This window comes from Kitasatospora sp. SolWspMP-SS2h, assembly GCF_003259315.1.
In the GTDB taxonomy this organism is placed as follows: domain Bacteria; phylum Actinomycetota; class Actinomycetes; order Streptomycetales; family Streptomycetaceae; genus Kitasatospora; species Kitasatospora fiedleri.
In genome coordinates, this window is sequence record NZ_QLLT01000018.1 from 120,533 (window position 1) to 143,581 (window position 23,049).

Consider the following 23,049-nt stretch of genomic DNA (forward strand, 5'->3'; position numbering starts at 1 on the left):
CCGCGACAGTCATCCGGAGGTGACTGTCGCGGCCCCGGTTTCACGTGAAACACTGACCCCCATGCAGGAGTCGGAGATCGTCGATCAGGTGGACGGCACCCCCGTCGCACGGGCCGCGTCCGCCGCCGTCCCGGTGGCCGGGCACGCCGCGGAGGCGCTGCCCCGGCCCGCCGCGACCCGGGTGATGGTGGTCGCCAACCAGAAGGGCGGGGTGGGCAAGACCACCACCACCGTCAACCTGGCCGCCGGGCTGGCCATGCACGGGCTGCGGGTGCTGGTCATCGACCTCGACCCGCAGGGCAACGCCTCGACCGCGCTCGGCATCGACCACCACGCCGAGGTGCCGTCGATCTACGACGTGCTGGTCGAGGGCAAGCCGCTGGCCGACGTGGTGCAGCCGGTGGTCGACGTGGAGGGGCTGTTCTGCTGCCCGGCCACCATCGACCTGGCGGGCGCCGAGATCGAGCTGGTCTCGCTGGTCGCCCGGGAGAGCCGGCTGCAGCGCGCCATCGCCGCGTACGAGCAGCCGCTCGACTACGTCCTGATCGACTGCCCGCCCTCGCTGGGCCTGCTCACCGTCAACGCGATGGTGGCCGGCCAGGAGGTGCTGATCCCGATCCAGTGCGAGTACTACGCGCTGGAGGGCCTGGGCCAGCTGCTGCGCAACGTGGAGCTGGTGCGGGCGCACCTGAACCCGTCGCTGCACGTGTCGACCATCCTGCTCACCATGTACGACGCCCGGACCAGGCTGGCCGCGCAGGTCGCCGAGGAGGTGCGCGCGCACTTCGAGAAGGAGGTGCTGGCCACCGCGATCCCGCGGTCGGTGCGCATCTCCGAGGCCCCCAGCTACGGGCAGACCGTCCTGACCTACGACCCCGGCTCCACCGGCGCCCTCTCCTACCTGGAGGCGGCCCGCGAGCTGGCGCTGCGGGCCGAGGTCGCCAAGCCGACGGTCGGCCGGCACCGGGCGAACGCGGCGGTCGTTCCGCCGCAGAGCGGCGGGGAGACGTCCGCGCCGACGGCACAGCACAGTTCGATGGAGGGCAACCGGTGAGTGGCACGCGCAGGGGTCTGGGCAGGGGTCTGGGGGCGCTGATCCCGGCGACCCAGCCGGCCGCCGGGGGAGCTCCGGCCGAGCCGGCCGAGGCCGCGCCCGCCGCGGCGGCGCCGGTGGTGCCGACCGACCGCGGCACGGTGGCGGCCAAGGCCGCCGCGGAGAGCCTGCGGGAGCTGGCCGGCGACCAGCGCCGCAGCGTCCTGGAGGCGGCGCTGGCCCCGGTGAACGGCGCCCGGTTCGCCGAGCTGCCGCTGGAGTCGATCAGCCCCAACCCGCGCCAGCCGCGCGAGGTGTTCGACGAGGAGAAGCTCGCCGAACTGGTCGCCTCGATCAAGGAGGTCGGCCTGCTCCAGCCCGTGGTGGTCCGTCAGACCGGGGCGGAGCGCTACGAGCTGATCATGGGTGAGCGCCGCTGGCGGGCCTCCCGGCTCGCCGGGCTGGACGTCATCCCGGCGATCGTCCGGGCCACCGAGGACGACAAGCTGCTGCTGGACGCGCTGCTGGAGAACCTGCACCGCGCCGAGCTGAACTCGCTGGAGGAGGCCGCCGCCTACGACCAGCTGCTGCGCGACTTCGCCTGCACCCACGACCAGTTGGCGAGCCGGGTCGGCAAGTCCCGTTCGCACGTCTCCAACACGCTGCGGCTGATGAAGCTGCCGGTCTCGGTGCAGCTGAAGGTGGCGGCCGGGGTGATCACCGCGGGGCACGCCAAGGCGATCCTGATGGTGCCGGACGCCGAGCGGCAGGAGAAGCTGGCCGAGCGGGTGGTGGCCGAGGAGCTGTCGGTGCGCAGCACCGAGGAGGTGGCCCAGCTGCTGGCGGGCACCGAGCCGAAGCCGAAGAAGGCCCCGTCGCGCGCGGCCCAGCTGCCCTCCCCGGCCTTCGACGAGCTGGCCGGGCGGCTCTCGGACCGCTTCGAGACCCGGGTCAAGGTCGAGGTCGCGCAGCGCGACGGCAAGTTCGGCCGGGGCAAGGTGGTACTGGAGTTCGGTTCGGTCGAGGACCTGAACCGCATCCTGGACAGCCTGGCCCCCGGCGAGCAGGGTCTGTCGCTGTCCTGACCGGGCGGTCCCGGACGGCGAACCACGGGTGCATGTTTCACGTGAAACGTGCACCCGTTCCGTTGGGCGGAGCAGACTGGGGTCTGAACGGTTTCCGCCTGGAGGAGGAGGTGCGGGCGTGGGACGGAGGGTCGTTCCGCTGACGCTGGACAACCTCGCGGATCTGCCGAACACCTGCCGCTCCTGCGTCTTCTGGGAGCTCGACCCGGTCAGCGGGCGGGACGCGCAGGACGCCGGCAAGGGGGAGCTGGAGAAGGAGGGCTGGATCTCCGCGGTGCTGCTGGAGTGGGGCTCCTGCGGCCGGGTCGCCTACGTGGACGACCGCCCGGCCGGGTTCGTGCTCTACGCCCCGCCCGCCTACGTGCCGCGCGGGCAGTCCTTCCCGACTAGCCCGATCTCACCGGACGCGGTGCAGCTGATGGTCGCCCGGGTGCTGCCGGACTTCCAGGGGCAGGGACTGGGCCGGGTGCTGGTGCAGTCGGTGGCCAAGGACCTGGTCCGGCGCGGCTTCCGGGCGATCGAGGCGTTCGGTGCGCAGGGGCGGGAGGTGCCGAGCTGCGTGCTGCCCGCCGACCACCTGCTGGCGGTGGGCTTCAAGACCGTCCGGCCGCACCACCGGTACCCGCGGCTGCGCCTGGAGGCGCGCACCACGCTCTCCTGGAAGGGCGACGTGGAGGGCGCGCTGGAGCGGCTGCTCGGCGGACGGCGGCCGGAACCGGTGCTCCGGCCGCTCTGAGGGAGCCGTTCTCCGCGCCGGGGCGCCCGCGCCCGGACGAGGGCCCCGGCGCTCAGGGCTTCCTGACGAAGCCCCGGACGGCCCTGGAGACGCCGAGGCGGCCCGGACGGGGTCTCCGTCCGGGCCGCCTCGGTGACGGTCGGGCCTACAGGTACTCGGCCAGCTCGCGCAGCAGCGCGGCCTTCGGGCGGGCGCCGGTGATGGTCTTCACCAGCTCGCCGCCCTTGTACACGTTGAGCGTCGGGATGGAGATCACGTTGTACGCCGCGGCGGTCTCCTGGTTGGCGTCCACGTCGAGCTTGACGACGGTCAGCTTGTCGCCGTGCTCGGCCGCGATGTCCTCCAGAACCGGGGCGACCTGGCGGCACGGGCCGCACCAGGTGGCCCAGAAGTCGACGAGGACGGGCTTGTCGCTCTTGAGGACCTCGGCGTCGAAGGTGGCGTCGGTTACTTCCTTGGTGGCGCCGGCCACGGGAACTCCTTGGGGTCGGAGGAGAGGTGCGTCAGTGATAACAACGGCGGGGGCGGATCTGTTTCTGCTCCCGCCCGGGCTTGCCTGACCGGGCGTCAGACCGCGACGGCGGCGGCCGGGGCCTCGTCCGCGTCGGCCAGCGCGGCCAGGTAGCGCTCGGCGTCCAGCGCGGCGGAGCAGCCGGTGCCGGCCGCGGTGATGGCCTGGCGGTAGGTGTGGTCCACCACGTCGCCCGCGGCGAAGACGCCGGGGAGGTTGGTGCGGGTGGAGGGGGCGTCCACCGTGAGGTAGCCCTCGGCGTCCAAGTCCAGCTGGCCCTTGAACAGTTCGGTGCGCGGGTCGTGGCCGATGGCGATGAACAGGCCGGTGACGGCCAGCTCGCGCAAGTCCCCGGTGTTGGTGTCGCGCAGGGTCAGGCCGGAGAGCTTCGGGTCTCCGTGGATCTCCTCGACCGCGCTGTCCCAGGCGAAGGTGATCTTCGGGTCGGCGAAGGCGCGCTCCTGCATCGCCTTGGAGGCGCGCAGCGAGTTGCGCCGGTGGACGACCGTGACGCTGCGGGCGAAGCGGGACAGGAAGGTCGCCTCCTCCAGGGCGGTGTCGCCGCCGCCGACCACCGCGATGTCCTGGTCGCGGAAGAAGAAGCCGTCGCAGGTCGCGCACCAGGAGACGCCGCGGCCGGAGAGCTTGTCCTCGTTGGGCAGGCCGAGCTTGCGGTGCTGCGAGCCGGTGGCGACGATCACGGCGCGGGCGCGGTGCACGGTGCCCTCGGAGTCGGTGACGGTCTTGATCTCGCCCGTCAGGTCGACCGCGACGACGTCGTCCGGCACCAGCTCGGCGCCGAAGCGCTCGGCCTGGGCCCGCATGTTGTCCATCAGCTCGGGGCCCATGATGCCGTCGCGGTAGCCCGGGAAGTTCTCCACCTCGGTGGTGTTCATCAGCGCGCCGCCCGCGGTGACCGCGCCCTCGAACACCAGCGGATGGAGGGAAGCACGCGCGGTGTACAGCGCAGCGGTGTATCCGGACGGGCCGGAACCGATGATGATCACGTTTCGGACGTCGCTCACTGCATCTCCTGGTCTGCCTGGCGTCCCGCTCGCGCGGGGGAGGGCGGTCTGCTCCGCCGCCCCGGACAACGACTCACCAGTCTCCCGCATTCCCAGGCCCGGCCGCACCAACCGCCCGTGCTCCGGGCGCGCTGGGACCGGCCGGGCGAGGAATCAGGGGGCGGGGACGGAGCTGTGCAGCAGGATCGTCGATCCGGGGCAGTCCGGGGTGGCCAGGTAGACGTCCAGCGGCCCGCCGCCGCCGGGCGGGCGGAACACCAGGGCCAGCACCGGCCGCCCCTGGTAGCGGCCCGGGCTGGTGGCGGCGGGCCGCTCGCCGGGGTGTCCGGCGGCCTCCAGCGCGCAGGACGGGGCCGCGGCCGGTCCGTCGGAGGCGGCCTGGCCGAGCTGGTGCGGTGCCTTGCTCTCCAGCAGCTGCCGGACCTGGGCGGGCAGCCCGTCGGCGGTGAACTCCGGACCGTCCTCCGCGCCGCCGCCGCCCGGAGCGACCTGCCGGGGCACGCCGGTGCCGGTGGTGCCGGTCGTCCCGGCGGTGCCGGTGGTGCCGGTCGGCCGGGAGCCGTCGGCGAGGGCCGGGCCGTCGGCCGCGGTGGAACGGTCGGCAGCAGGGCGGCCGGCGGCGCTGTCCGGCCGGCCCGTGTCCCGGCCCAGCAGCGAGCCGCCCAGGCCGACGGCGAGCGCCGCCACCGCGACGGCCGCGGTGGCGAGCAGCAGTCGGGCGCCGCGACGGCGGCGGGCCGGGCGGCCGGGGCCGGTGGCGCCGGACGGGGCGCCGGTCGGGGCGGTGGTGCGGGGCGGGGCGGAAGCGGTGCGGACGGCGGGGGTGCTGGGGACGGCCGGTGCGGGCGGCCGGGGGTGGCGCTCGGTGCGGGCGGCGGACTCGGCGGCCAGGGCGGCCGTCAGCCGGTCCGCGACGTCCGGCGGCAGGGCCGGGGCGGGGACGTCCGCCAGCAGCGCGGGGAGGCCGCAGAGAGCCGCGAAGTCCTCGGCGCAGAGCGGGCAGTGGGCCAGGTGCGCGTGCAGCGCGGCGGCCCGCTCGGGCGGCAGCAGGTCCTCGGCGAGGTCGGCGAGGGCGTCCAGGTCGGGATGCTCGGAAGGCGGGTGCGGCGTCATCGCGGGGTCGCATCTCCTTCCAGCGCGGGCGAGGAATCCGTGGATGGGACGGGGGAGGGCGGGTTCGGGTTCCCGTCGCGGGGGCCGGGCGGGGCGGTGCCGCCGCCGTCAGGGCCCGCCGGTGTTCCACGTGGAACACCGGCGGGACGCCGGTCCGGGCCGGTTTCACGTGGAACACCGGCGGACACGGCGGCCGTTCCACGGGGAGCGGGAGCGGCGGCGGGACGGGCGGCCGGTTCGGTTCCACGTGGAACGGTGCCCGGACCGAGGTGGCGCAGCAGTGGCAGCAGCCGGGCCCGGCCACGGGCGCAGCGGCTCTTCACGGTGCCGACCGGGACTCCGAGCACCTCGGCGGCCTCGGCCACCGGGTAGCCCTGTAGGTCGACCAGCACCAGGGCGGCCCGCTGCTCGGCGGGCAGCTCGGCCAGCGCGTCCGCCACCTCGCGGCGGGTCTCGGCCCGCACCGCGTGGCTCTCCGCACCCTCGGCGGCGCCCAGCGCGCGCTCCGCGGTGCCGGCCGGCCGCTGGTCGAGCGACTCGGCCCGGCGGACCGCGCCGCGGCGGGCGCGGTCCAGGCAGGCGTTGACCACGATGCGGTGCAGCCAGGTGGTGACCGCCGAGCGGCCCTGGAACCCGGCGGCGGCCCGGAACGCGGAGACCAGGGCGTCCTGGAGCGCGTCGGCGGCCTCCTCGCGGTCGCCGAGGGTGCGCACCGCGACGGCCCACAGGCGGTCGCGGTGGCGGTGCACCAGCAGCCCGAAGGCGTCCGGGTCGCCCGCGGTGTGCCGGGCGAGCAGTTCGGCGTCGGTGGGCTCCTCGGCCATCCGCCCCCTCCTTGCGGTTCGGCCGTCCGCTCCGGCGGCCGTGGGTCACATCGTTGGGGATGCGCCGGGGCGGATCAAGGGGTGCGCGGTGTCCGGCGGCATCCGGGGCGGCGGTTCGGGGCGGCGGTCAGCCGTTGACCTGGACCTCGGCCACCTTGCCGCGGAAGCCGCCACCGTCGTCGTTGGTCGGGAGGTTGGTCAGCCAGAGCAGCAGGTACCGGGTGGTGACCGGCTTGGCGGGCTTCAGGGCGACCTTGCCGCCCGAGCCGGAGGCGATCGGGGCGCCGAAGCTGCGGAAGCCCGCGTCGTCGGCGTTCGGGGCGCTGTTGGTGCCGCCGGGCGCGGCCTTCAGCTCCGCCTTGGTGTCGCCGATGAACTGGACGTCCACCGAGTCCACCTCGCGGGCCGAGCCGAGGTCGATCAGGATGCCGGTGCCGGGCCGGTAGGCGCCGCCGAACTGGTCGTTGTAGCGCTGGGTGGTCCAGGCGGTGGCCGGGTTGCCGTCGGTGGCGTTCGACAGTTCGCTGCTGTGCTCGTCCTTGGTGTCGCCGAACGCGTTGAACGGGGCGAGCGCGGAGATGCTGAGCTTCTGCCCGGCGGGGGCGGGGGAGACGCCGGCCGGGACGGGCGCGGGGGTGCTGCGGCCGCCGGTGGCGGCGTCCTGGTGGTTGACGTACTGGGCCAGCTGCCAGGAGCCGACCGCCACCGCGGAGAGCGCGACCAGCGAGGCGGTCCACTTGAGCAGGCGGCGCAGCCCGCGGCGGCGCGGCGCGGGGGCCGCGGCGGGGACGGGCCCGGGCGCCGGGGCGGGCTCGGTGCGGGGGAGCGCCTGGGTCGGCGCGCTGCTCGCGTAGCGCGGCCGGGCGGCGGGCAGGGCGCGCAGCGCGGGCGGGACGGGCTGCTCGGGCTGCCGGACCTTCGGCATCAGGTCGATCGCCGCGGCCAGCTCGGCGGGGGTGGTGATCGGGTCCTTGTGGTGCGGGGGCTGCTCGCACAGGATGCGGGCGGCGAGCTCCGCGAGGCCCTTGTGGACGCCCGCCCGGACCTGGTCCGGCGGGACGCAGCCGAGGTCCTTGGGCAGGCCCTGGAGGTCGTAGCGGTCCTCCGGGTAGGGCCAGCGGTGGGTGAGCGCCGCGTACAGCAGCGCGCCGATCGCCCGGACGTCGGTCAGTTCGGCGTCCTCGGCGGGCAGGCCGCGCAGCGCCGCGTCCACCGCGATGCCGTTGATCCGGTACTGGCCGCCGTCGGTGCGCAGCACGCACTTGGGGGTGAGCCGCAGGTGCGCCTGGCCGCGCCGGTGGGCGGCGGCGATCGCGTCGGTGACCTGGCGGACCATCTGGTACGCGTCGTACGGCTCCATCGGGCCGTCCGCCAGCAGCTCGCCGAGGTCCCGGGCGCCGGGCAGCCACTCGCGGATGACGTAGACCAGCTCGCCCTCCTGCACCGCGTCCAGCACCTGGACGAAGCGCGGGTCGCCGAGCAGGGCGGCGCTGCGGGCGGCGGTGAGCACCGACTTGGCGCGGCGGTGGCCGGCCGCGAGCAGGTGGACGCCGACGGCGCGGCGGAGCTTCTCGTCGACGGCGCGCCAGCTGGTGAAGGTCTCCGACTCGGAGATGCACTCCTCCAGCCGGTAGCGGGCGCCGATCTTGTCGCCGCTGTGCCGCTGCGGGGCGGGCCGCACGGTGGGCAGGGTGGCGGTGTCGGCGTCCAGGGTCTCGGTGCTGGTGGCCGGGACGGGCTCGGCGGGTTCGACCGGCGGCAGCGGGCGGCGCACGCCGCGGGTGCGGGAGGGACGCTCCGGGCGGGCCCCCCGGGCGGTGAGCTCGGCGTCGATCTCCTGGGCGGAGAGCGGGGCGGTGGCCTCGGCGGGCCGGGCCGGCGCCGGCTCGGCGGCGGGGGCGGCAGGGGCGTCGGGAGCGGGGGAGGCAGGGGTGGCAGGGGCGTCGGGAGCGGGGGAGGCGCCGGGGGAGGCGGGGGCGCTCTTCGGGGCCGCTGCGCGCAGCGGGGTGGTCTTCGGGTCCGCCTTCGCGGTGCTCTTGCCGCTGCCGCGGTCGCCGCCCTTCGGTCCGGTCCGCGCGCCCGGCTCGATGCCGCCCTTCGCCCCGGCCTTCGGGGAGCCGTTGGCGGCCCGCACCGTGCCGTTCGGGGTGCTCCCGGCCGGGTCCTCGGCGGCCGGGCCGCGGTCGGGGCCGCGGTCGGAGCCGTGTTCGGACCCGCGCTCGGAGCCGGCGTCGCGCTCCGCGGCCGCCGGTGCGGCCTCGGTCGCCGCCCCGTCCGCCTCGGACGTGTCGACGATCGCCTTGGTGCCGTCAGCCACCGTGGTCCTGCCTCCCCTTGTGTCGCCCCGGTCCATCCCAGGACGGTCGATGGCTCCGTACCGGAGCGGTCGGCCGTGCAGGGTCAATTGTGCCCACTACCGGACGTCGGGTACGACCTCTGAGAGTGGCGGGAGGTTGCCCGATTGCCCACTTCCGGCGGAACAGCAGACGAATGGGCCGGAACCGGGGGTGTGCCCCGACTCCGGCCCAGGCAAAGCGTACTGAGGTTCCGACGGTTCGTCCTCGTCCGGGTTGACGTCCGGTCAACCGGGGGAGCGGGGGCGGTTCAGCGGCCGAGCCGCCTGCGGACCATTCCGGTGAGGGCGCTCAGCTCCTCGACCCGCATCTTCCGGGCCAGCACCAGGAAGACCGCGAGCTGCGCGCCGCCCGCGACCAGCAGGGTCAGCACGTTGCCGATCCAGCCGTCCAGCACCTGCAGGGCGAGCAGTTCGACGGCCAGGCCGACGACGGCGGCGGGCAGCGAGGCGATCGCCAGCCGGACGTAGGTCTTGGTGATCCGGGCGGTGTCCAGGTCGCCGACCTTCGCCTTCAGCTTCGGCACCGCGACGAACACCCCGACCGCGTAGGCCAGGCCGTAGCCCAGCGCCATGCCGGTGACCGCCCACTGCGCGGGCAGCACCAGCCAGCACAGCACCGCGGTGGCGGCCTGGGTGAGCGCCACCCAGACGGTGTTGGAGAACGGCGTCCGGGTGTCCTCGTACGCGTAGAAGCCGCGCAGCAGCACGTACTGCACCGAGTACGGGATCAGGCCGAGGGCGAACGCGGAGAGCATGTAGCCGACCGCGGTGGTGCCGTGGGCGACCGCGCCGCCGTTGCCCAGGCCGTAGATCGAGGAGCCGATCACCGGGCCCAGCGACAGGAACAGGAACGCCGCCGGGACGATCGCCACCGCCGAGGTGCGCAGGCCGTACGAGAGGTCGTCGCGGACGGCGCCGGAGTCCTGGTCGGCGGCGGCCCGGGAGAGCCGGGGGAGCACCACGCTCATCACCGAGACGGTGATGACGGCCATCGGCAGCTGCCAGATCAGCAGCGCGTTGGAGTAGGCGGCCAGGCCGACGCCGAGGTGGCCCTCCGCCTCGGCGGTCCGGCCCGAGGCGGTGGCCAGCTGGGTGACCACCAGGAAGCCCGCCTGGTTGGCCAGCACGAACAGGAAGGTCCACTTGGCCAGCCGGGCGGCCTTGCCCAGGCCGTGGCCGCGCCAGTCGAACCGGGGCCGGAACGAGAAGCCCGCCGCCCGCAGGTACGGGATCATCGCCAGCGCCTGCACCGCCAGGCCCAGCATGGTGCCGATGCCGAGCAGCCGGACGCCCTCGGGGGAGATCGACCGCGGGGTGACCTCGGTGTGCTGGAAGGTGCCGTACACCGCGATGTACATCACGAAGGTGAAGATCACCACGACGTTGTTCAGGACCGGGGTCCACATCATCGCGCCGAACCGGCCGCGCGCGTTGAGGATCTGGCCCATCACCACGTGCACGCCCATGAAGAAGATGGTCGGCAGGCAGTACCGGGCCAGCGCCACCGTGGTGTCGGCGCTCGCCGCGTCGCGCATCAGCGCGTGCGAGATCAGCTGCACCAGCACCGGCGCGGCCAGCACCGCCACGAACACCACGCCCGCCAGGCCGGTCACCACCAGGGTGAGCAGCCGGTTGGCGTAGGCGGTGCCGCCGTCCTCGTCGTTCTTCATGCTGCGCACCAGCTGCGGCACGAACACCGCGTTCAGCGCGCCGCCGCCGATCAGGATGTACAGCAGGGTGGGCAGGGTGTTGGCGGCGTTGTACGAGTCGCCCATCGAGGCGACGCCGATCGCGGCGGCGATCACCATGGTGCGCAGGAAGCCGGTGCCCCGGGAGACCAGGGTGCCGGCCGCCATCACGGCGCTGGAGTTCAGCAGCCCGGAGACCCGGCTCGGGCCGCCGTCGCCCGTGGTCGGAGCGGGCGCGGACGCGGACGCGGGCACGGGCGGGGTCGCGGTGGTGGCGGCGGTCGGCGGTGCGGCGGCGGCGTTCGCCTCCAGCACGGCCGCGTCGGCCTGCATCACCGCCTCCTCCTCGGACAGCGGCGGGTCGAACTCGATCGGCGGCACGTACGGGTGCCCACCCGCCGCGCCGCCGTCCGGGCCGTCGTCCGCGCCCCCGGCCGGGTCCGGGCCGCCTTCCGCGTCGCCCTCCGTGCTGCCTTCCGGGCCACCGTCCGGGGCGTCGGCCGGGTCCTCGGGCGGTTCGGCGCCGGCGGGGGTCTTCGAGAGCAGCGAGTCCATCCCGACGTACTCGCCCACCGGCTCGGGGGCGGGCTCGATCCGCCAGCGCGCACCGGACGGCTTCCCGTCCGCGCCCGCCCCGTCCGCGCCCGCCCCGCCCGGGGGCGCGGCCGGAGCTTCGGCCGGGGCGCCGTCGGCGGATGCGGACTGGGCGCCGTCGGCGGGGGCCTCCGCGGGGGCCTCCGGGCCCGCCTCCGCCGCCAGCTCGGCGGCGATCGACGCCCAGCGCGGGGCCGGGGCGGTCAGCTGCCGGGTGGTCTCGGGGTCGCCGCCGCCCTGGCCGGGCACCGCGGCCGAGCCCTCCGGGGTGTCCGTCTCGTCGGGCCCGGCGCCCGGCAGGTCGATCGCGCCGTACGGGTCGGTGCTCCCGAAGGCCCCGGGCGCGTAGGGGTCGTGGGCGTAGGTGTTGGCGACGTACCAGTCGGCGGCCGGCTCCGCGGGGGCGGCGGCGCGGGGGCCGCCCGCCCGGTCCTGGGGTCGGCCTCCGCCCTGGTCCTTGGTTGCTCGCTCGCTCCGCTCGTTCATGCCACCAATCCACGTCAGAGAGGGGGGACGGCGCCCGGGGGGTGGGGCGGCCTAGTGATCCACCTTCTCATCACCGGCGACCCGATCGGTGGCACCGGCGGCGGACGAGGGGTCCGCGTCGGACGGCCGCCCGGCGTCCCGCGGCGTGCCCGCGGGGCCGTCGGCGGGGCCGCCCGCGGGGCCCTCGGCCGGACGGTCCGGGTCCTCGTCGACCTCGCCGGCCGCCCGGCGCTTCTTGCGCTGGAGGGAGAACCGGACCCCGGCGAGGACCATCAGCACGGTGCCGCCGGCGATCACGTACGTCACGCCGCTGGCCACCGAGGTGACGTCGACGGTGAACTCGACCGCCTCGCCGTAGGGCCGGGCGTCCGGGCCGGTGGTCCACAGCTGCGCGGTCACCTGGACCGGGCCGTTGACCTGCGCCTCGGCCGGGAAGCGGAAGGTGCGGCTGGTGCCGGCGTCCATCACCACGGGCTGGATCGGGTAGTCGACCCGCAGGCGGTTCGGCTGCGCCGAGGTGATCTTCAGCTCCAGGTTGCCGACCGACTGGGTCAGCCCGTTGCGCACGCTGACCAGCAGCGTCGCGTTGTCGCCGGGCAGGGTCACCACGGTCTTCTTCGGGACCCGGACCGCGGACTTGAGGTTGTCCAGGTAGCTGCGGACCCCGTTCCGGAACTCGGTGCCGGTCTTCGGCTGCTCGCGCCACTCGGTGGACATCGCGCGCACCATCGCGGCGCTGAACGGACCGCGCACCCGCTCCGGCTCGGTGAGGATCATCATCAGCTGGTCCACGCCGTCCTGGAGCTGCGTGGTGGCGGTCAGCTCGCCGGCCGACAGCTCGCTGCCGGCCGCCTCCTCCGGGTACGACTGCGGGACGGACGCGTTCGCGGCCGGGTCGGGCTTCTGCTCGGCGACCTTCTGCAGGACCGTCGGCGCCACCCAGCCGCCGCCGGCCGCGCCCAGCACCGCGTCGTGCAGCGCCTGCGCGGCGTCGCCGGTCAGCGAGCGGGACGGCAGCACCAGCAGGCCGCGCGGGTGCTCCGGCTCCTGGAGGGCGATGGTCAGGGTCTCGGCGAGGAAGTGCTGCACGGCCGAGGCGCGGTCGCCGGCCGAGCCCAGGTCGGACTGGAAGAGCGAGGACAGCACGGAGTCGCCGACCACCGCGGTCTGCCCGTTGCCGATCGAGCGGACCGCGTTCGGGGTGTAGTACAGCTTGTCGGAGTCCGGCAGCGACCTGCCGTCCACCAGCAGGACCCGGCCGCCCGCCGCCCCGGCCACCGCCGCGGTGCGCTGGTCCAGCAGGCCCCGGTACGGCCAGGCCACGTCGGAGGCGGCGTCCACCGACAGCCGGGCCTCGGCGGTGATCTGACCGGCCGTCACCGCCTTGCGCAGCGCGGTGTCCATCCCGGCCAGCCCCGCGCCGTTGTGCGCGATCGAGGCCAGGTCGGGGTCGGCGTACGGCAGCGACAGCACCTGGGTGTTCGGCTTGGCCAGCACCGTGCGCAGCTTCGCCAGCCAGGCCGTCGCCGCGTCCCGGCCGGTGCCCGGGACGGTGTTCTCCTCGCTCGCGGACTCGCCGGAGGTGCCCGGCTTCTGCACCCGGTACGGCTTGGTCATCGCGTACACGGTGTCCAGCAGGTCCGGGTCGACCGCCCAGGTCAGCCCGGTCAGCCCGGAGCCGAGGTCGACCAGCCGGTTCAGCCGTCCGTCGCCGGTCAGCTCGGCGGCCAGGGTGTCGTCGCGCAGCACCGGCGTCTGGTCGGCGTCCGCCATGGTCTGCGCGGCCAGCACCGGGGCGTGGGTGAGCGGCCAGACCACGGCCAGCTGCGAGGGCTGGGCGGACTCCTTGCCCTGGTAGGGCAGGAAGGTCCGGGCGATGCCCAGCGGGTGGGCCCTCTCGTCGCCGGTGCTGCCCCAGACGTCCACCGCCAGCTCGTACGTGCCGGTCTCCCCGACCTTCAGCGCGGAGACCGGCACCGGCAGCGAGAATTCCTCGCTCTTCCCGGGCTCCAGGTCCTGGAGGCCCTGGACCGGGCCGTCCAGCGAGATGCCGTCCAGGGTGCTCGGGGTGGTCCGGGACGCCGCCATGGCGATCTCGCTGCGGGTCTTCATCGGCCGGGCCTGCGGCTGGCGCACCTTCACGGTCGGCGCCTTGAACGTCGACGTGCCGGAGTTGGTGAGCGTGCCGGTGACGACCACGGTCGAGTTCTCGGACGCGACCTGCTGCGACAGCGCGTCGATCCGCACCACCGCCGGGTACTCGGCCGCCGCAGCGGGCAGCAGGCCGGGGGCCGCCGCCGCCGGGGCGGCGCAGAGCGCTCCGACCAGTCCGCCCGCCAGCAGGGCGGCGGCGCCCCTGACCAGCCGGCCCGTCCACCGTCCGCGACGCGCCGCCACTGCCGCGTTCCGCCCGGTCCGCTCGTCCACGCGCGTCCTCGCCGTTCCCGATCGTCTCGATCACTCCGCGCACCGCCGCGGCCGACCCGGCCGGGCGGTCCCCCACCGGAGCGTCCACCGGCATGGTAACGACGCCGTCCGGGCCGCAGTGCTGCGGCCCGGGAGCTGCCGGACGGGCCGGGGGAGCGAAACGGGAGGGCGGCGGAGCAGGCCGGGCACGTACCCTTGTGAGCCGTGTCCACTGCCAATGCGTCCAGCGCCAATCATTCCAGCTCCGCCGACCGGGTCGCCCTGCCGGGGCTGACCGAGGCGCAGACCCTCGGCCTGCAGGAGTTGCTGCGGGTCTCCCCGGTCGCCGACGAGATCGCCCGCCGCTTCGAGGACGCCGGCCACCGGCTGTCGCTGGTCGGCGGGTCGGTCCGGGACGCCCTGCTCGGCCGGCTCGGCAACGACCTCGACTTCACCACCGACGCCCGCCCGCAGCAGATCCTCAAGCTGGTCAAGGGCTGGGCCGACGCGGTCTGGGACGTGGGCATCGCGTTCGGCACCGTCGGCGCCCGCAAGGACACCCCGGAGGGTTCGTTCCTGATCGAGATCACCACCTACCGCAGCGAGGCGTACGACCGCACCTCGCGCAAGCCCGAGGTCAGCTACGGCGACTCGATCGAGCAGGACCTGGTGCGCCGCGACTTCACCGTCAACGCGATGGCGGTCGACCTGCCCGGCCGGCGGTTCGTCGACCCGCACCGCGGCCTGGAGGACCTGGAGGCCCGGGTGCTGCGCACCCCCGCCACCCCCGAGGAGTCCTTCTCCGACGACCCGCTGCGGATGATGCGCGCCGCCCGGTTCGCCGCCCAGCTGGACTTCGACCCGGCGCCCGAGGTGGTGACCGCGATGACCGCGATGGCCGAGCGGATCACCATCGTCTCCGCCGAGCGCGTCCAGGCCGAGCTGAACAAGCTGCTGCTCGCCCAGCACCCGGTCAAGGGCCTGCGCCTGCTGGTCGACACCGGTCTGGCCGACTTCGTGCTGCCCGAGCTGCCCGCGCTGCGCCTGGAGAGCGACGAGCACCACCGACACAAGGACGTGTACGAACACTCACTGACCGTGCTGGAGCAGGCCATCGCGCTGGAGACCGGGGGCCCCGACCTGGTGCTCCGGCTGGCCGCGCTGCTGCACGACATCGGCAAGCCGCGCACCCGCCGCTTCGAGTCCGACGGCCGGGTCTCCTTCCACCACCACGAGGTGGTCGGCGCCAAGCTGACCCGCAAGCGGATGCGCGAGCTCAAGTACTCCAACGAACTGGTCAACGAGGTGGCCAAGCTGGTCGAGCTGCACCTGCGCTTCCACGGCTACGGCGGCGGCGAGTGGACCGACTCCGCGGTGCGCCGCTACGTCACCGACGCCGGCCCGCTGCTGTCCCGGCTGCACAAGCTGACCCGCTCCGACTGCACCACCCGCAACAAGCGCAAGGCCGCCGCGCTGGCCCGCACCTACGATTCACTGGAGGAGCGGATCGCCGCCCTTCAGGCCCAGGAGGAGCTGGACTCGATCCGGCCCGCGCTGGACGGCAACGAGATCATGGAACTGCTCGGCCTGCGCCCCGGCCCGGCGGTCGGCCGCGCCTACCGGCACCTGCTCGAACTGCGCCTGGAGCACGGCCCGATGGCGCACGAGGACGCGGTGGCCGCGCTGCGGGCCTGGTGGGCCGAGCAGCCGCAGGACTGATCCCGGTCGGTCGACCGCCCGTTTCCGGAAGGCCCGGCGGGCGGTCTGTCGACCGCCCGGCGGTCGGCGGGCGGTTGACCGTTACGGGGCCGCGGCGTCCTGGCCCTCCCGGCTCCGGCGGCCGACACCCCGTCAGGGGCGGCGGGAGGAGCGGAAGTACAGCACCGCGCCGAGCGCGTACAGCGCCGCCAGGCCCAGCATCACCGTCGCCGACCGGCCGTCCAGCGGCAGGACCAGCGCGGTGACGGCCGCCGCGGCGACGAACGCCACGTTCACCAGGACGTCGTAGACGGCGAACACCCGGCCGCGGTACTCGTCCTCCACCGATTCCTGCACCAGGGTGTCGGCGCAGATCTTGGTGCTCTGGGTGGTCAGGCCGAGCAGCAGCGCCGCGGCCATCGCCGGGGCCTCCCGGAAGGGCAGGCCGAGCGCCGGGACGAGCACCGCGGAGCCGACCAGACAGGTCGTCACCCAGCCGTTCAGGCCGAGCCTGCGGGTGCACCACGGGCTGACCACCGCGGCCAGGAACATGCCCGCCGCCGACATCGCGACCGCCCAGCCCAGGCTGGCCAGGCCGCCGGTCTCGTCCGAGGCGCTGTTGAAGGTGTACCGGGACAGCATCAGCACCACGACGGTCAGCACGCCGAAGCAGAACTTGGTCAGCGTCGCCGCGGCCAGCGCGCGCACCGCCGGACGGCAGTCCCGCACCAGGTGCCGCAGCCCGGCCAGCAGGTCGTACCAGGTGGCGGCCAGCGTCTCGCGCAGCGGGGGGAGCCCGTCCGACTGGTCGGGGCCCAGCCGGTCGGCCGGGATGCGCTGCGCGGCCAGGGCGGCGGACAGGTACAGCAGCCCGGACAGCGTCACCGTCAGGGCGTCCGCGCGCGGTCCGGCCGGCACCACCAGGTGCACCAGGAAGCCGGCGCCCGCGCCGGTGGCCGCCGCGACCGCGCCCAGGGTCGGCGACACCGCGTTGGCGGTGACCAGCCGCGCGGGGGCCACCACCCGGGGCAGCGAGGCCGAGAGGCCCGCCAGGATGAACCGGTTGATCGCCGTCACCACTAGCGCCGCCGAGATGAACGCCCACTTCGGCGCCCCGCCCAGCAGCAGGGCCGCCGTCGCCAGGCCGAGCACCGCGCGGATCAGGTTGCCCGTCAGCAGCACCTGCCGGCGCCGCCAGCGGTCCAGCAGCACCCCGGCGAACGGGCCCACCACCGAGAACGGCAGCAGCGTCGCCGCCGCGATCGCGGCGATGTCGGCGGGGGAGGACTGCTTCTCCGGCGAGAAGACCACCGAGGCGGCCAGCGCGGCCTGGAACGCCCCGTCCGAGAGCTGCGAGAGCAGCCGGACGGTCAGCAGTCGCCGGAAACCTCGGCCGCGCAGCAGCCCGAGCAGGGGGGCCTCCCGCGGGGGCCGTTCGGTGATCACCCGCCAAGGGTGCCACGAGGTCCGTCGGTTCCACGTGAAACATCCGTCGACAGTCCGGCGGCCGGACGCCCCCCGCGTGCTTCCGCACCACCGATGACCTGCGTGTCGCAGGCTCGTTGACCAGCCCGGGAGGGAAGAACCACCTCGGAACAACGGGAGGCTCCCATGCGTGACGAGTTCGCCGCCCTTCTGCTCGGCCAGGTCGGCCGCCACGAGGGCCGAGACGCCGACGGCACCTGGAACAACCGACAGCGCTACAGCACCGAGACCCCCGGCCTGGAGTGGTCCGACGGCCAGCCCTGGTGCGCCACCTTCGAGGCCTGGGCCGCCCACCGGGCCGGCATGGACGGGCTCTGGCCGATGACCGCGTCCTGCCTCACCGCCGTCGCCTGGTGGCGCGACCGCCGCCGCTGGTCCGAGTACCCGGTCCTCGGCGGCCCCTTCTACCTCGGCCCCGGCGGCGGCAGCCACACCGGCGTCGTCGTCGCCTACGACGCCGACACCATCCGGAGCGTGGAGGGGAACACCAACGACAGCGGCTCCACCGAGGGCGACGGCGTCTACCTCAAGTCCCGCCCGCGCCGCGGCCCCGGCTCGCCGTACGGTTACGGGGTCCCGGCCTTCCCGGAGGGGACCGTCTCCGCGGACCCGGCGCTCGGCGGCGTCCCGGCGGCCCGCGTCTCGGGGCAGGCCACCACCCCGCCGTCCGGCCCGCCGCGCTGGCCCGGCCGGTACCTGAGGGTGCAGACGCCGATGCTGCACGGGGACGACGTCCTGACGTGGCAGCGCCGGCTGGCCGACCGCGGCTGGTCGATCACCGCGGACGGCTGGTACGGGCCCGCCTCCGCCCAGGTCTGCCGGTCCTTCCAGCAGCGCCACGGGCTCGGCGTGGACGGCGTCGTCGGCCCGGCCACCTGGAACGCGGCCTGGTCCTGACCGACGCCGGAGGGCCGCCCCGCGCGAAGCGGGACGGCCCTCCGGTCGGACCTGACGTCACGTCAGCCGGTGCTCAGCACTCGGTGCTCAGCGCTCGACCTCACCGCGGATGAACTTCTCGACGTTCTCCTTGGCCTCGTCGTCGAAGTACTGCACCGGCGGGGACTTCATGAAGTACGAGGACGCGGAGAGGATCGGGCCGCCGATGCCGCGGTCCTTGGCGATCTTCGCGGCGCGCACGGCGTCGATGATGACACCGGCCGAGTTCGGGGAGTCCCAGACCTCGAGCTTGTACTCGAGGTTCAGCGGGACGTCGCCGAACGCGCGGCCCTCGAGGCGGACGTACGCCCACTTGCGGTCGTCGAGCCACGCGACGTAGTCGGACGGGCCGATGTGGACGTTCTTGGCGCCCAGCTCGCGGTCGCGGATCTGCGAGGTGACGGCCTGGGTCTTGGAGATCTTCTTGGACTCCAGGCGCTCGCGCTCGAGCATGTTCTTGAAGTCCATGTTGCCGCCGACGTTCAGCTGCATGGTGCGCTCCAGGACCACGCCGCGGTCCTCGAAGAGCTTCGCCATCACGCGGTGCGTGATGGTGGCGCCGACCTGCGACTTGATGTCGTCGCCGACGATCGGGACACCGGCCTCGGTGAACTTGTCGGCCCACTCCTTGGTGCCGGCGATGAACACCGGGAGGGCGTTCACGAAGGCGACCTTGGCGTCGATGGCGCACTGGGCGTAGAACTTGGCGGCGTCCTCGGAGCCGACCGGCAGGTAGCAGACCAGGACGTCGACCTGGCGGTCCTTGAGGATCTGCACGACGTCGACCGGAGCCTCGTCGGACTCCTCGATGGTCTCGCGGTAGTACTTGCCCAGGCCGTCGAGGGTGTGGCCGCGCTGCACGGTGACGCCGGTCGGCGGCACGTCGCAGATCTTGATGGTGTTGTTCTCGCTGTTGCCGATGGCGTCGGCCAGGTCGAAGCCGACCTTCTTGGCGTCCACGTCGAACGCGGCGACGAAGTCGACGTCCTTGACGTGGTAGTCGCCGAACTGGACGTGCATCAGGCCGGGGACCTTACCGGCCGGGTCGGCGTCCTTGTAGTACTCGACACCCTGCACCAGCGAGGCGGCGCAGTTGCCCACGCCGACGATGGCTACGCGAACCGAACCCATTCCGGTTGCTCCCTGAATCTCATGAGGCCCGCCGTGCTGTGGCGGCGACCTCGTTCCACATCTGTTCTGACTGTCTGATCGGGCGCACGGGGCGCCCACGCCTCGCCGCGGGCGGCGGGGCCGGCGCGGTGGTGCAGCGCTCCGGTCAGGAGCGCCCCGGGCGGTCGTACGGTGGCCCGGGCGGGTCGGAGGACCCGTCGGCCGGACCACGGCCGTCCGAAGTGTGCGGGGACGCGGTGCCGCGTCCGGTTCTGGTGGCCCGCTCGGTCTCGATCAGCTCGTTGAGCCACCGGACCTCGCGTTCCACGGACTCCAGGCCGTGGCGCTGGAGTTCGAGGGTGTAGTCGTCGAAACGCTCGCGGGTGCGGGAGACGGAGCTGCGCATCCGCTCCAGCCGCTCCTCCAGCCGGCTGCGGCGGCCTTCCAGCACGCGCATCCGGACCGCCCGGTCGGTCTGGCCGAAGAACGCGAACCGGACACCGAAGTGCTCGTCCTCCCAGGCCTCCGGCCCGGTGTCGGCGAGCAGTTCCTCGAAGCGCTGCTTGCCCTCCGGGGAGAGCCGGTAGACGATCTTCGACCGCTTGCCGTTGAGCGCGGTGGCCGGGACGTACTCGACGTCCGGGTTGTCCTCCACCAGGAAGCCCTGGGCGACCAGGCTCTTCAGGCAGGGGTAGAGCGTTCCGTACGAGAAGGCCCGGAACGAGCCCAGCAGGACGTTGAGCCGCTTGCGCAGCTCGTACCCGTGCATGGGCGCGTCGTGGAGCAGGCCGAGGACGGCGAATTCGAGGACGCCGGAGCGTCGGCTCATGCCGCCTTCCTCCTTCCGTGAGGGTTCCTGCTCGCCGGATGCGGGCCCCGGTCCGGCAGTGTATGCCGAACCGATGTGTCGCGCCGATGTATCGGCTCGATATATCGGCAACAGTAACCCTGGGTCACGGAAGGAGCAAGGGGGGCACGCGTAACTGGGATCACAAGGCCACTGGGCAACGGGCGTGTAATGAATCGCGGTCGGTTCGTCCCGGTTGGCTTCCAATGCCCGATTAGGTGGCTTTCGGAGCGCCGTACTCTTTCGCCTGTGCACCCTGACCGAGGAGCTGCGGAGAGATGAGCGAACACCGGCGCAGGTCGGCCAACCCCGGGGGCGAGCAGCCGCCGCCGCGGCGGTCGGACTCCGAACGGCCGTACGCGTACGGCCACCCGGTCGAGGGCGCACCCGAGTACGGGCGGGGCGGCCCCGCGGGCGGTCCCGGACGGGCCGCGGCCCCGGGGCGGGCGGCCGGGCCGAACCGTTCCGGCGCCCCCGGGCGTCCCGGGCCCGGGCAGGTCCCCGGCCAGGGCGGCCGGCGCGCCGCGCGGGAGACCGCGGAGCAGCCCCGGCCGACCCGGGCGGAGATGCGCAAGCAGTCCCGCAAGGGCGGCGGTGGCGGCAACGCGGGCGGGCCGCCCGGTGGCCGCGGCGCCGGCCGGGGCGGTCGGCCGGGCAAGAAGCGGCTGATCGACTACCCGCGGTCCGGCAAGTCGGGCCTGCGGCGCTGGCTGCCGTCCTGGAAGCAGCTGCTGACCCTGTTCCTGGTCTTCTTCGGCGGCAGCGTGGCCGCGGTCGGCGCCGCGTACGCGCTGGTCCACGTGCCGGACGAGAAGACCCCGCTGCAGATCCAGAGCAACGTCTTCTACTGGGCCGACGGCAGCGAGATGGCCCGTACCGGCAACGAGAACCAGCAGCTGGTCGAGCTCTCGCAGATCAGCCGCCCGGCCCAGGACGCGGTCATAGCGGCGGAGAACGACACCTTCCGCACCGACTCCGGCATCGACCCGAAGGGCATCGCCCGCGCCGTCTACAAGATGGCCACCGGCGGCGAGACCCAGGGCGGTTCGACCATCACCCAGCAGTACGTGAAGAACGTCTACCTGTCGCAGGACCAGACGCTCTCCCGCAAGGCCAAGGAATTCTTCATCACCCTGAAGGTCAACGGGGAGAAGACCAAGGACCAGATCCTCACCGGCTACCTGAACACCAGCTGGTTCGGCCGCGGCGCGACCGGCATCCAGGCGGCCGCGCAGGCGTACTACGGCGTGGACGCCAGCAAGATCGACGTCTGCCAGGGCGCCATGCTGGCGGGCCTGCTGAAGGGCGCGGGCCTGTACGACCCGAGCCTGAGCGCCGCCAACCACGAGCGCATGGTGGAGCGCTGGAACTGGATCCTCGACCGGATGGTGACCACCAAGGCGCTGTCCGCGGACGACCGGGCCAAGTGCAAGGACTTCCCCGAGCCGATCGACGTGAAGACCGCCACCAAGACCACCGGCGAGGTCTCCTACCTGGTCGAGACCGCCAAGCAGTACGTCACCAACAAGGACCCGGACATCACCACGGCGGCCCTGGACCGCGGCGGCTACCAGATCCACACCACCTTCCAGAAGGACAAGGTCGACGCCCTGAAGAAGGCCGTGGACGACTTCGAGGCGGCCCGGCTGAACCCGGCCGACAAGGAGCTGGACCGCAACGTCCAGATCGGCGCGGCCTCGGTGGTGCCCGGTGACGGCGCGATCGTGGCCATCTACGGCGGCCCGGGCATCGAGAACGGCCACTTCACCAACAACGCCGACGCGGCCGGCGTCCCGGTCGGCTCGACCTTCAAGCCGATCGTGCTGGCCACCGCGATGCAGGAGGGCGTCCTCACCAAGAACGGCCCGGACGGCAAGCCCGCCCGGATCAACCCGGACTCCCGCTACCTGGCCGACGACATGGCGCAGATCTACCGCGCCGACGGCAGCAAGGCGATCGGCGACGACGGCCAGCCCTACCACCAGCGCAACAGCGACCCGGGCAAGAAGGGCTACGTGACGCTGCGGACGGCCATGCAGTGGTCGTACAACGTGCCGTTCGTCCAGCTCGGCCAGGACGTCGGTGGCGACAGGGTCCGGGCGATGGCGATCAAGTTCGGCCTGCACGACGACAAGACCCTGTCGCCGGCCAACACGCTGACCCTCCCGCTGGGCACCTCGACGCCGAGCGCGATCCGGATGGCCGCGGCCTACTCGGTCTTCCCGGCGCACGGCCAGCAGGCCGACCCGTACTCGGTGACCGGCGTGCAGTTCCGCGGCAAGGACCTGCCGAACTTCGACAAGCCGGTGCTGAAGACGGTGGTCGAGCCGGCGGTCGCCGACAACATCACCGACGTGCTGCAGAACGTGGCGAAGAACGGCACCGGCAGCAAGACCGCGGAGCTGGGCTTCCCGGTGGCCGGCAAGACCGGCACCTCCGACAAGAGCAAGTCGGCCTGGTGGATCGGCTACACCCCGAGCCTGACCACCGCGGTCAGCATGTGGCGCGAGGACGTGGCCAAGCAGACCGGCCTGGAGTCGCTGGACGGCACCGGCGGCAAGAGCGAGATCCACGGTGGTGACTTCCCGACCGAGATCTTCACCCGCTACATGAAGATCATCGGCCCGGGCAACCCGCGGAGCTTCACCGCCCCGGCCCCCTGGGGCCAGGAGGTCGACTCCTCCGGCGCCCCGGCCACCGCCTCGGCCTCGGCCTCTCCCTCGACCTCCCCGTCGATGGAGACCAGCCCCACCGCCGAGGTGCCCACCGAGACCGCCGACCCGTCGCCGACCGAGAGCCAGCGTCCGACCGGCCGTCCGTCCGGCAAGCCCAGCTCCAGCGCGAGTTCCAGCCCGGACTGCCTGCTCGGCTTCTGCCCCAGCTCCTCCCCGAGCTCCGGAGCGGCCGGCGGCACCGGCACCGGCGGCAACGGCGGCAACGGCGGCAACGGGGGCAACGGGGGCAACGGAGCGGGCGGGACCGGCACCACCACCGGCACCACCAGCGGCCGCAACGGCGGCCCGGGCACCGGCACCGGCTGAGCCGCCCGCCGGAACCCCGGCACAAACACCGCAGAGGGGCACGGATCGCGAGGGCGATCCCGTGCCCCTCTTCGA

16 protein-coding genes are annotated in these 23,049 nt (G+C 73.9%); 6 read left to right on the forward strand and 10 right to left on the reverse strand.

Annotated features, from left to right (window positions below; translation table 11 throughout):
* Positions 1-61: 61 nt before the first annotated feature.
* The 3 genes from K353_RS22780 to K353_RS22790 all read left to right on the forward strand — a co-directional run bounded on the left by K353_RS22780 (position 62) and on the right by K353_RS22790 (position 2,854).
* Positions 62-1,054, forward strand: a complete 993-nt coding sequence (locus K353_RS22780) for a ParA family protein (RefSeq protein WP_111555401.1) — start codon at positions 62-64, stop codon at positions 1,052-1,054.
* Positions 1,051-2,118: a ParB/RepB/Spo0J family partition protein gene (locus tag K353_RS22785; protein WP_111555402.1), complete on the forward strand. Its 1,068-nt coding sequence runs from the start codon at positions 1,051-1,053 to the stop codon at positions 2,116-2,118. The genes K353_RS22780 and K353_RS22785 overlap by 4 nt, the downstream gene beginning before the upstream one ends.
* A 118-nt stretch (positions 2,119-2,236) precedes the next feature.
* Positions 2,237-2,854: a GNAT family N-acetyltransferase gene (locus K353_RS22790; RefSeq protein WP_111555403.1), complete on the forward strand. Its 618-nt coding sequence runs from the start codon at positions 2,237-2,239 to the stop codon at positions 2,852-2,854.
* A 145-nt stretch (positions 2,855-2,999) separates the two neighbouring features.
* Here K353_RS22790 and trxA read toward each other — a convergent pair whose 3' ends face one another.
* From trxA to K353_RS22825, 7 genes are all read right to left on the reverse strand, one after another.
* Positions 3,000-3,326 carry a thioredoxin gene (gene trxA / locus K353_RS22795; RefSeq protein WP_014137010.1) on the reverse strand — a complete coding sequence of 109 codons (327 nt, stop codon included), beginning with the start codon at positions 3,324-3,326 and terminating at the stop codon, positions 3,000-3,002.
* A gap of 95 nt (positions 3,327-3,421) precedes the next feature.
* Positions 3,422-4,390: a thioredoxin-disulfide reductase gene (gene trxB, locus K353_RS22800; protein ID WP_111555404.1), complete on the reverse strand. Its 969-nt coding sequence runs from the start codon at positions 4,388-4,390 to the stop codon at positions 3,422-3,424.
* Between the two features lie 153 nt (positions 4,391-4,543).
* On the reverse strand, positions 4,544-5,503 hold the full coding sequence (locus tag K353_RS22805; protein WP_111555405.1) for a hypothetical protein: 960 nt from the start codon (positions 5,501-5,503) through the stop codon (positions 4,544-4,546).
* Complete coding sequence (gene sigM / locus K353_RS22810; protein ID WP_111555406.1) at positions 5,500-6,327, reverse strand: RNA polymerase sigma factor SigM; 828 nt, start codon at positions 6,325-6,327, stop codon at positions 5,500-5,502. The genes K353_RS22805 and sigM overlap by 4 nt, the downstream gene beginning before the upstream one ends.
* A gap of 127 nt (positions 6,328-6,454) precedes the next feature.
* On the reverse strand, positions 6,455-8,644 hold the full coding sequence (locus K353_RS34475) for a protein kinase family protein (RefSeq protein WP_158585465.1): 2,190 nt from the start codon (positions 8,642-8,644) through the stop codon (positions 6,455-6,457).
* A 287-nt stretch (positions 8,645-8,931) separates the two neighbouring features.
* Positions 8,932-11,451 (reverse strand): murein biosynthesis integral membrane protein MurJ, encoded by a 2,520-nt coding sequence (gene murJ, locus K353_RS22820; RefSeq protein WP_199528209.1) that lies wholly within the window; start codon positions 11,449-11,451, stop codon positions 8,932-8,934.
* Between the two features lie 51 nt (positions 11,452-11,502).
* Positions 11,503-13,848 carry a DUF6049 family protein gene (locus K353_RS22825; protein ID WP_146616549.1) on the reverse strand — a complete coding sequence of 782 codons (2,346 nt, stop codon included), beginning with the start codon at positions 13,846-13,848 and terminating at the stop codon, positions 11,503-11,505.
* Between the two features lie 291 nt (positions 13,849-14,139).
* Here K353_RS22825 and K353_RS22830 point away from each other — a divergent pair, with 291 nt between their 5' ends.
* Positions 14,140-15,576 carry a CCA tRNA nucleotidyltransferase gene (locus tag K353_RS22830; protein ID WP_111555458.1) on the forward strand — a complete coding sequence of 479 codons (1,437 nt, stop codon included), beginning with the start codon at positions 14,140-14,142 and terminating at the stop codon, positions 15,574-15,576.
* Between the two features lie 132 nt (positions 15,577-15,708).
* Here K353_RS22830 and K353_RS22835 read toward each other — a convergent pair whose 3' ends face one another.
* Entirely contained in the window at positions 15,709-17,001 is a 1,293-nt protein-coding gene (locus K353_RS22835; protein ID WP_111555408.1) for an MFS transporter, read from the reverse strand.
* Positions 17,002-17,166: 165 nt separating this feature from the next.
* On the opposite strand from K353_RS22835, the gene K353_RS34925 reads away from it, so the two are divergent.
* Positions 17,167-17,937 carry a peptidoglycan-binding protein gene (locus tag K353_RS34925; protein ID WP_199528210.1) on the forward strand — a complete coding sequence of 257 codons (771 nt, stop codon included), beginning with the start codon at positions 17,167-17,169 and terminating at the stop codon, positions 17,935-17,937.
* An 87-nt stretch (positions 17,938-18,024) separates the two neighbouring features.
* Here the strand turns inward: K353_RS34925 and K353_RS22845 are convergent, their stop codons facing one another.
* Together K353_RS22845 and K353_RS22850 are read right to left on the reverse strand one after the other, a co-directional pair.
* Positions 18,025-19,107, reverse strand: coding sequence for an inositol-3-phosphate synthase (locus K353_RS22845; protein WP_111555409.1), 1,083 nt, complete (start codon positions 19,105-19,107; stop codon positions 18,025-18,027).
* 145 nt (positions 19,108-19,252) lie between these two features.
* Positions 19,253-19,915, reverse strand: a complete 663-nt coding sequence (locus K353_RS22850) for a PadR family transcriptional regulator (RefSeq protein ID WP_100837239.1) — start codon at positions 19,913-19,915, stop codon at positions 19,253-19,255.
* A 296-nt stretch (positions 19,916-20,211) separates the two neighbouring features.
* On the opposite strand from K353_RS22850, the gene K353_RS22855 reads away from it, so the two are divergent.
* Positions 20,212-22,974 carry a transglycosylase domain-containing protein gene (locus K353_RS22855; RefSeq protein ID WP_305000326.1) on the forward strand — a complete coding sequence of 921 codons (2,763 nt, stop codon included), beginning with the start codon at positions 20,212-20,214 and terminating at the stop codon, positions 22,972-22,974.
* Positions 22,975-23,049 lie beyond the last annotated feature (75 nt).

Coding starts and splice junctions, on each gene's coding strand:
- K353_RS22850 (WP_100837239.1), bottom strand. CDS start 19,915: ATGAGCCGACGCTCCGGCGTCCTCGAATTCGCCGTCCTCGGCCTGCTC.
- K353_RS22805 (WP_111555405.1), bottom strand. CDS start 5,503: ATGACGCCGCACCCGCCTTCCGAGCATCCCGACCTGGACGCCCTCGCC.
- K353_RS22845 (WP_111555409.1), bottom strand. CDS start 19,107: ATGGGTTCGGTTCGCGTAGCCATCGTCGGCGTGGGCAACTGCGCCGCC.
- K353_RS22780 (WP_111555401.1), top strand. CDS start 62: ATGCAGGAGTCGGAGATCGTCGATCAGGTGGACGGCACCCCCGTCGCA.
- K353_RS34925 (WP_199528210.1), top strand. CDS start 17,167: ATGCGTGACGAGTTCGCCGCCCTTCTGCTCGGCCAGGTCGGCCGCCAC.
- K353_RS22855 (WP_305000326.1), top strand. CDS start 20,212: ATGAGCGAACACCGGCGCAGGTCGGCCAACCCCGGGGGCGAGCAGCCG.
- sigM (WP_111555406.1), bottom strand. CDS start 6,327: ATGGCCGAGGAGCCCACCGACGCCGAACTGCTCGCCCGGCACACCGCG.
- murJ (WP_199528209.1), bottom strand. CDS start 11,451: ATGAACGAGCGGAGCGAGCGAGCAACCAAGGACCAGGGCGGAGGCCGA.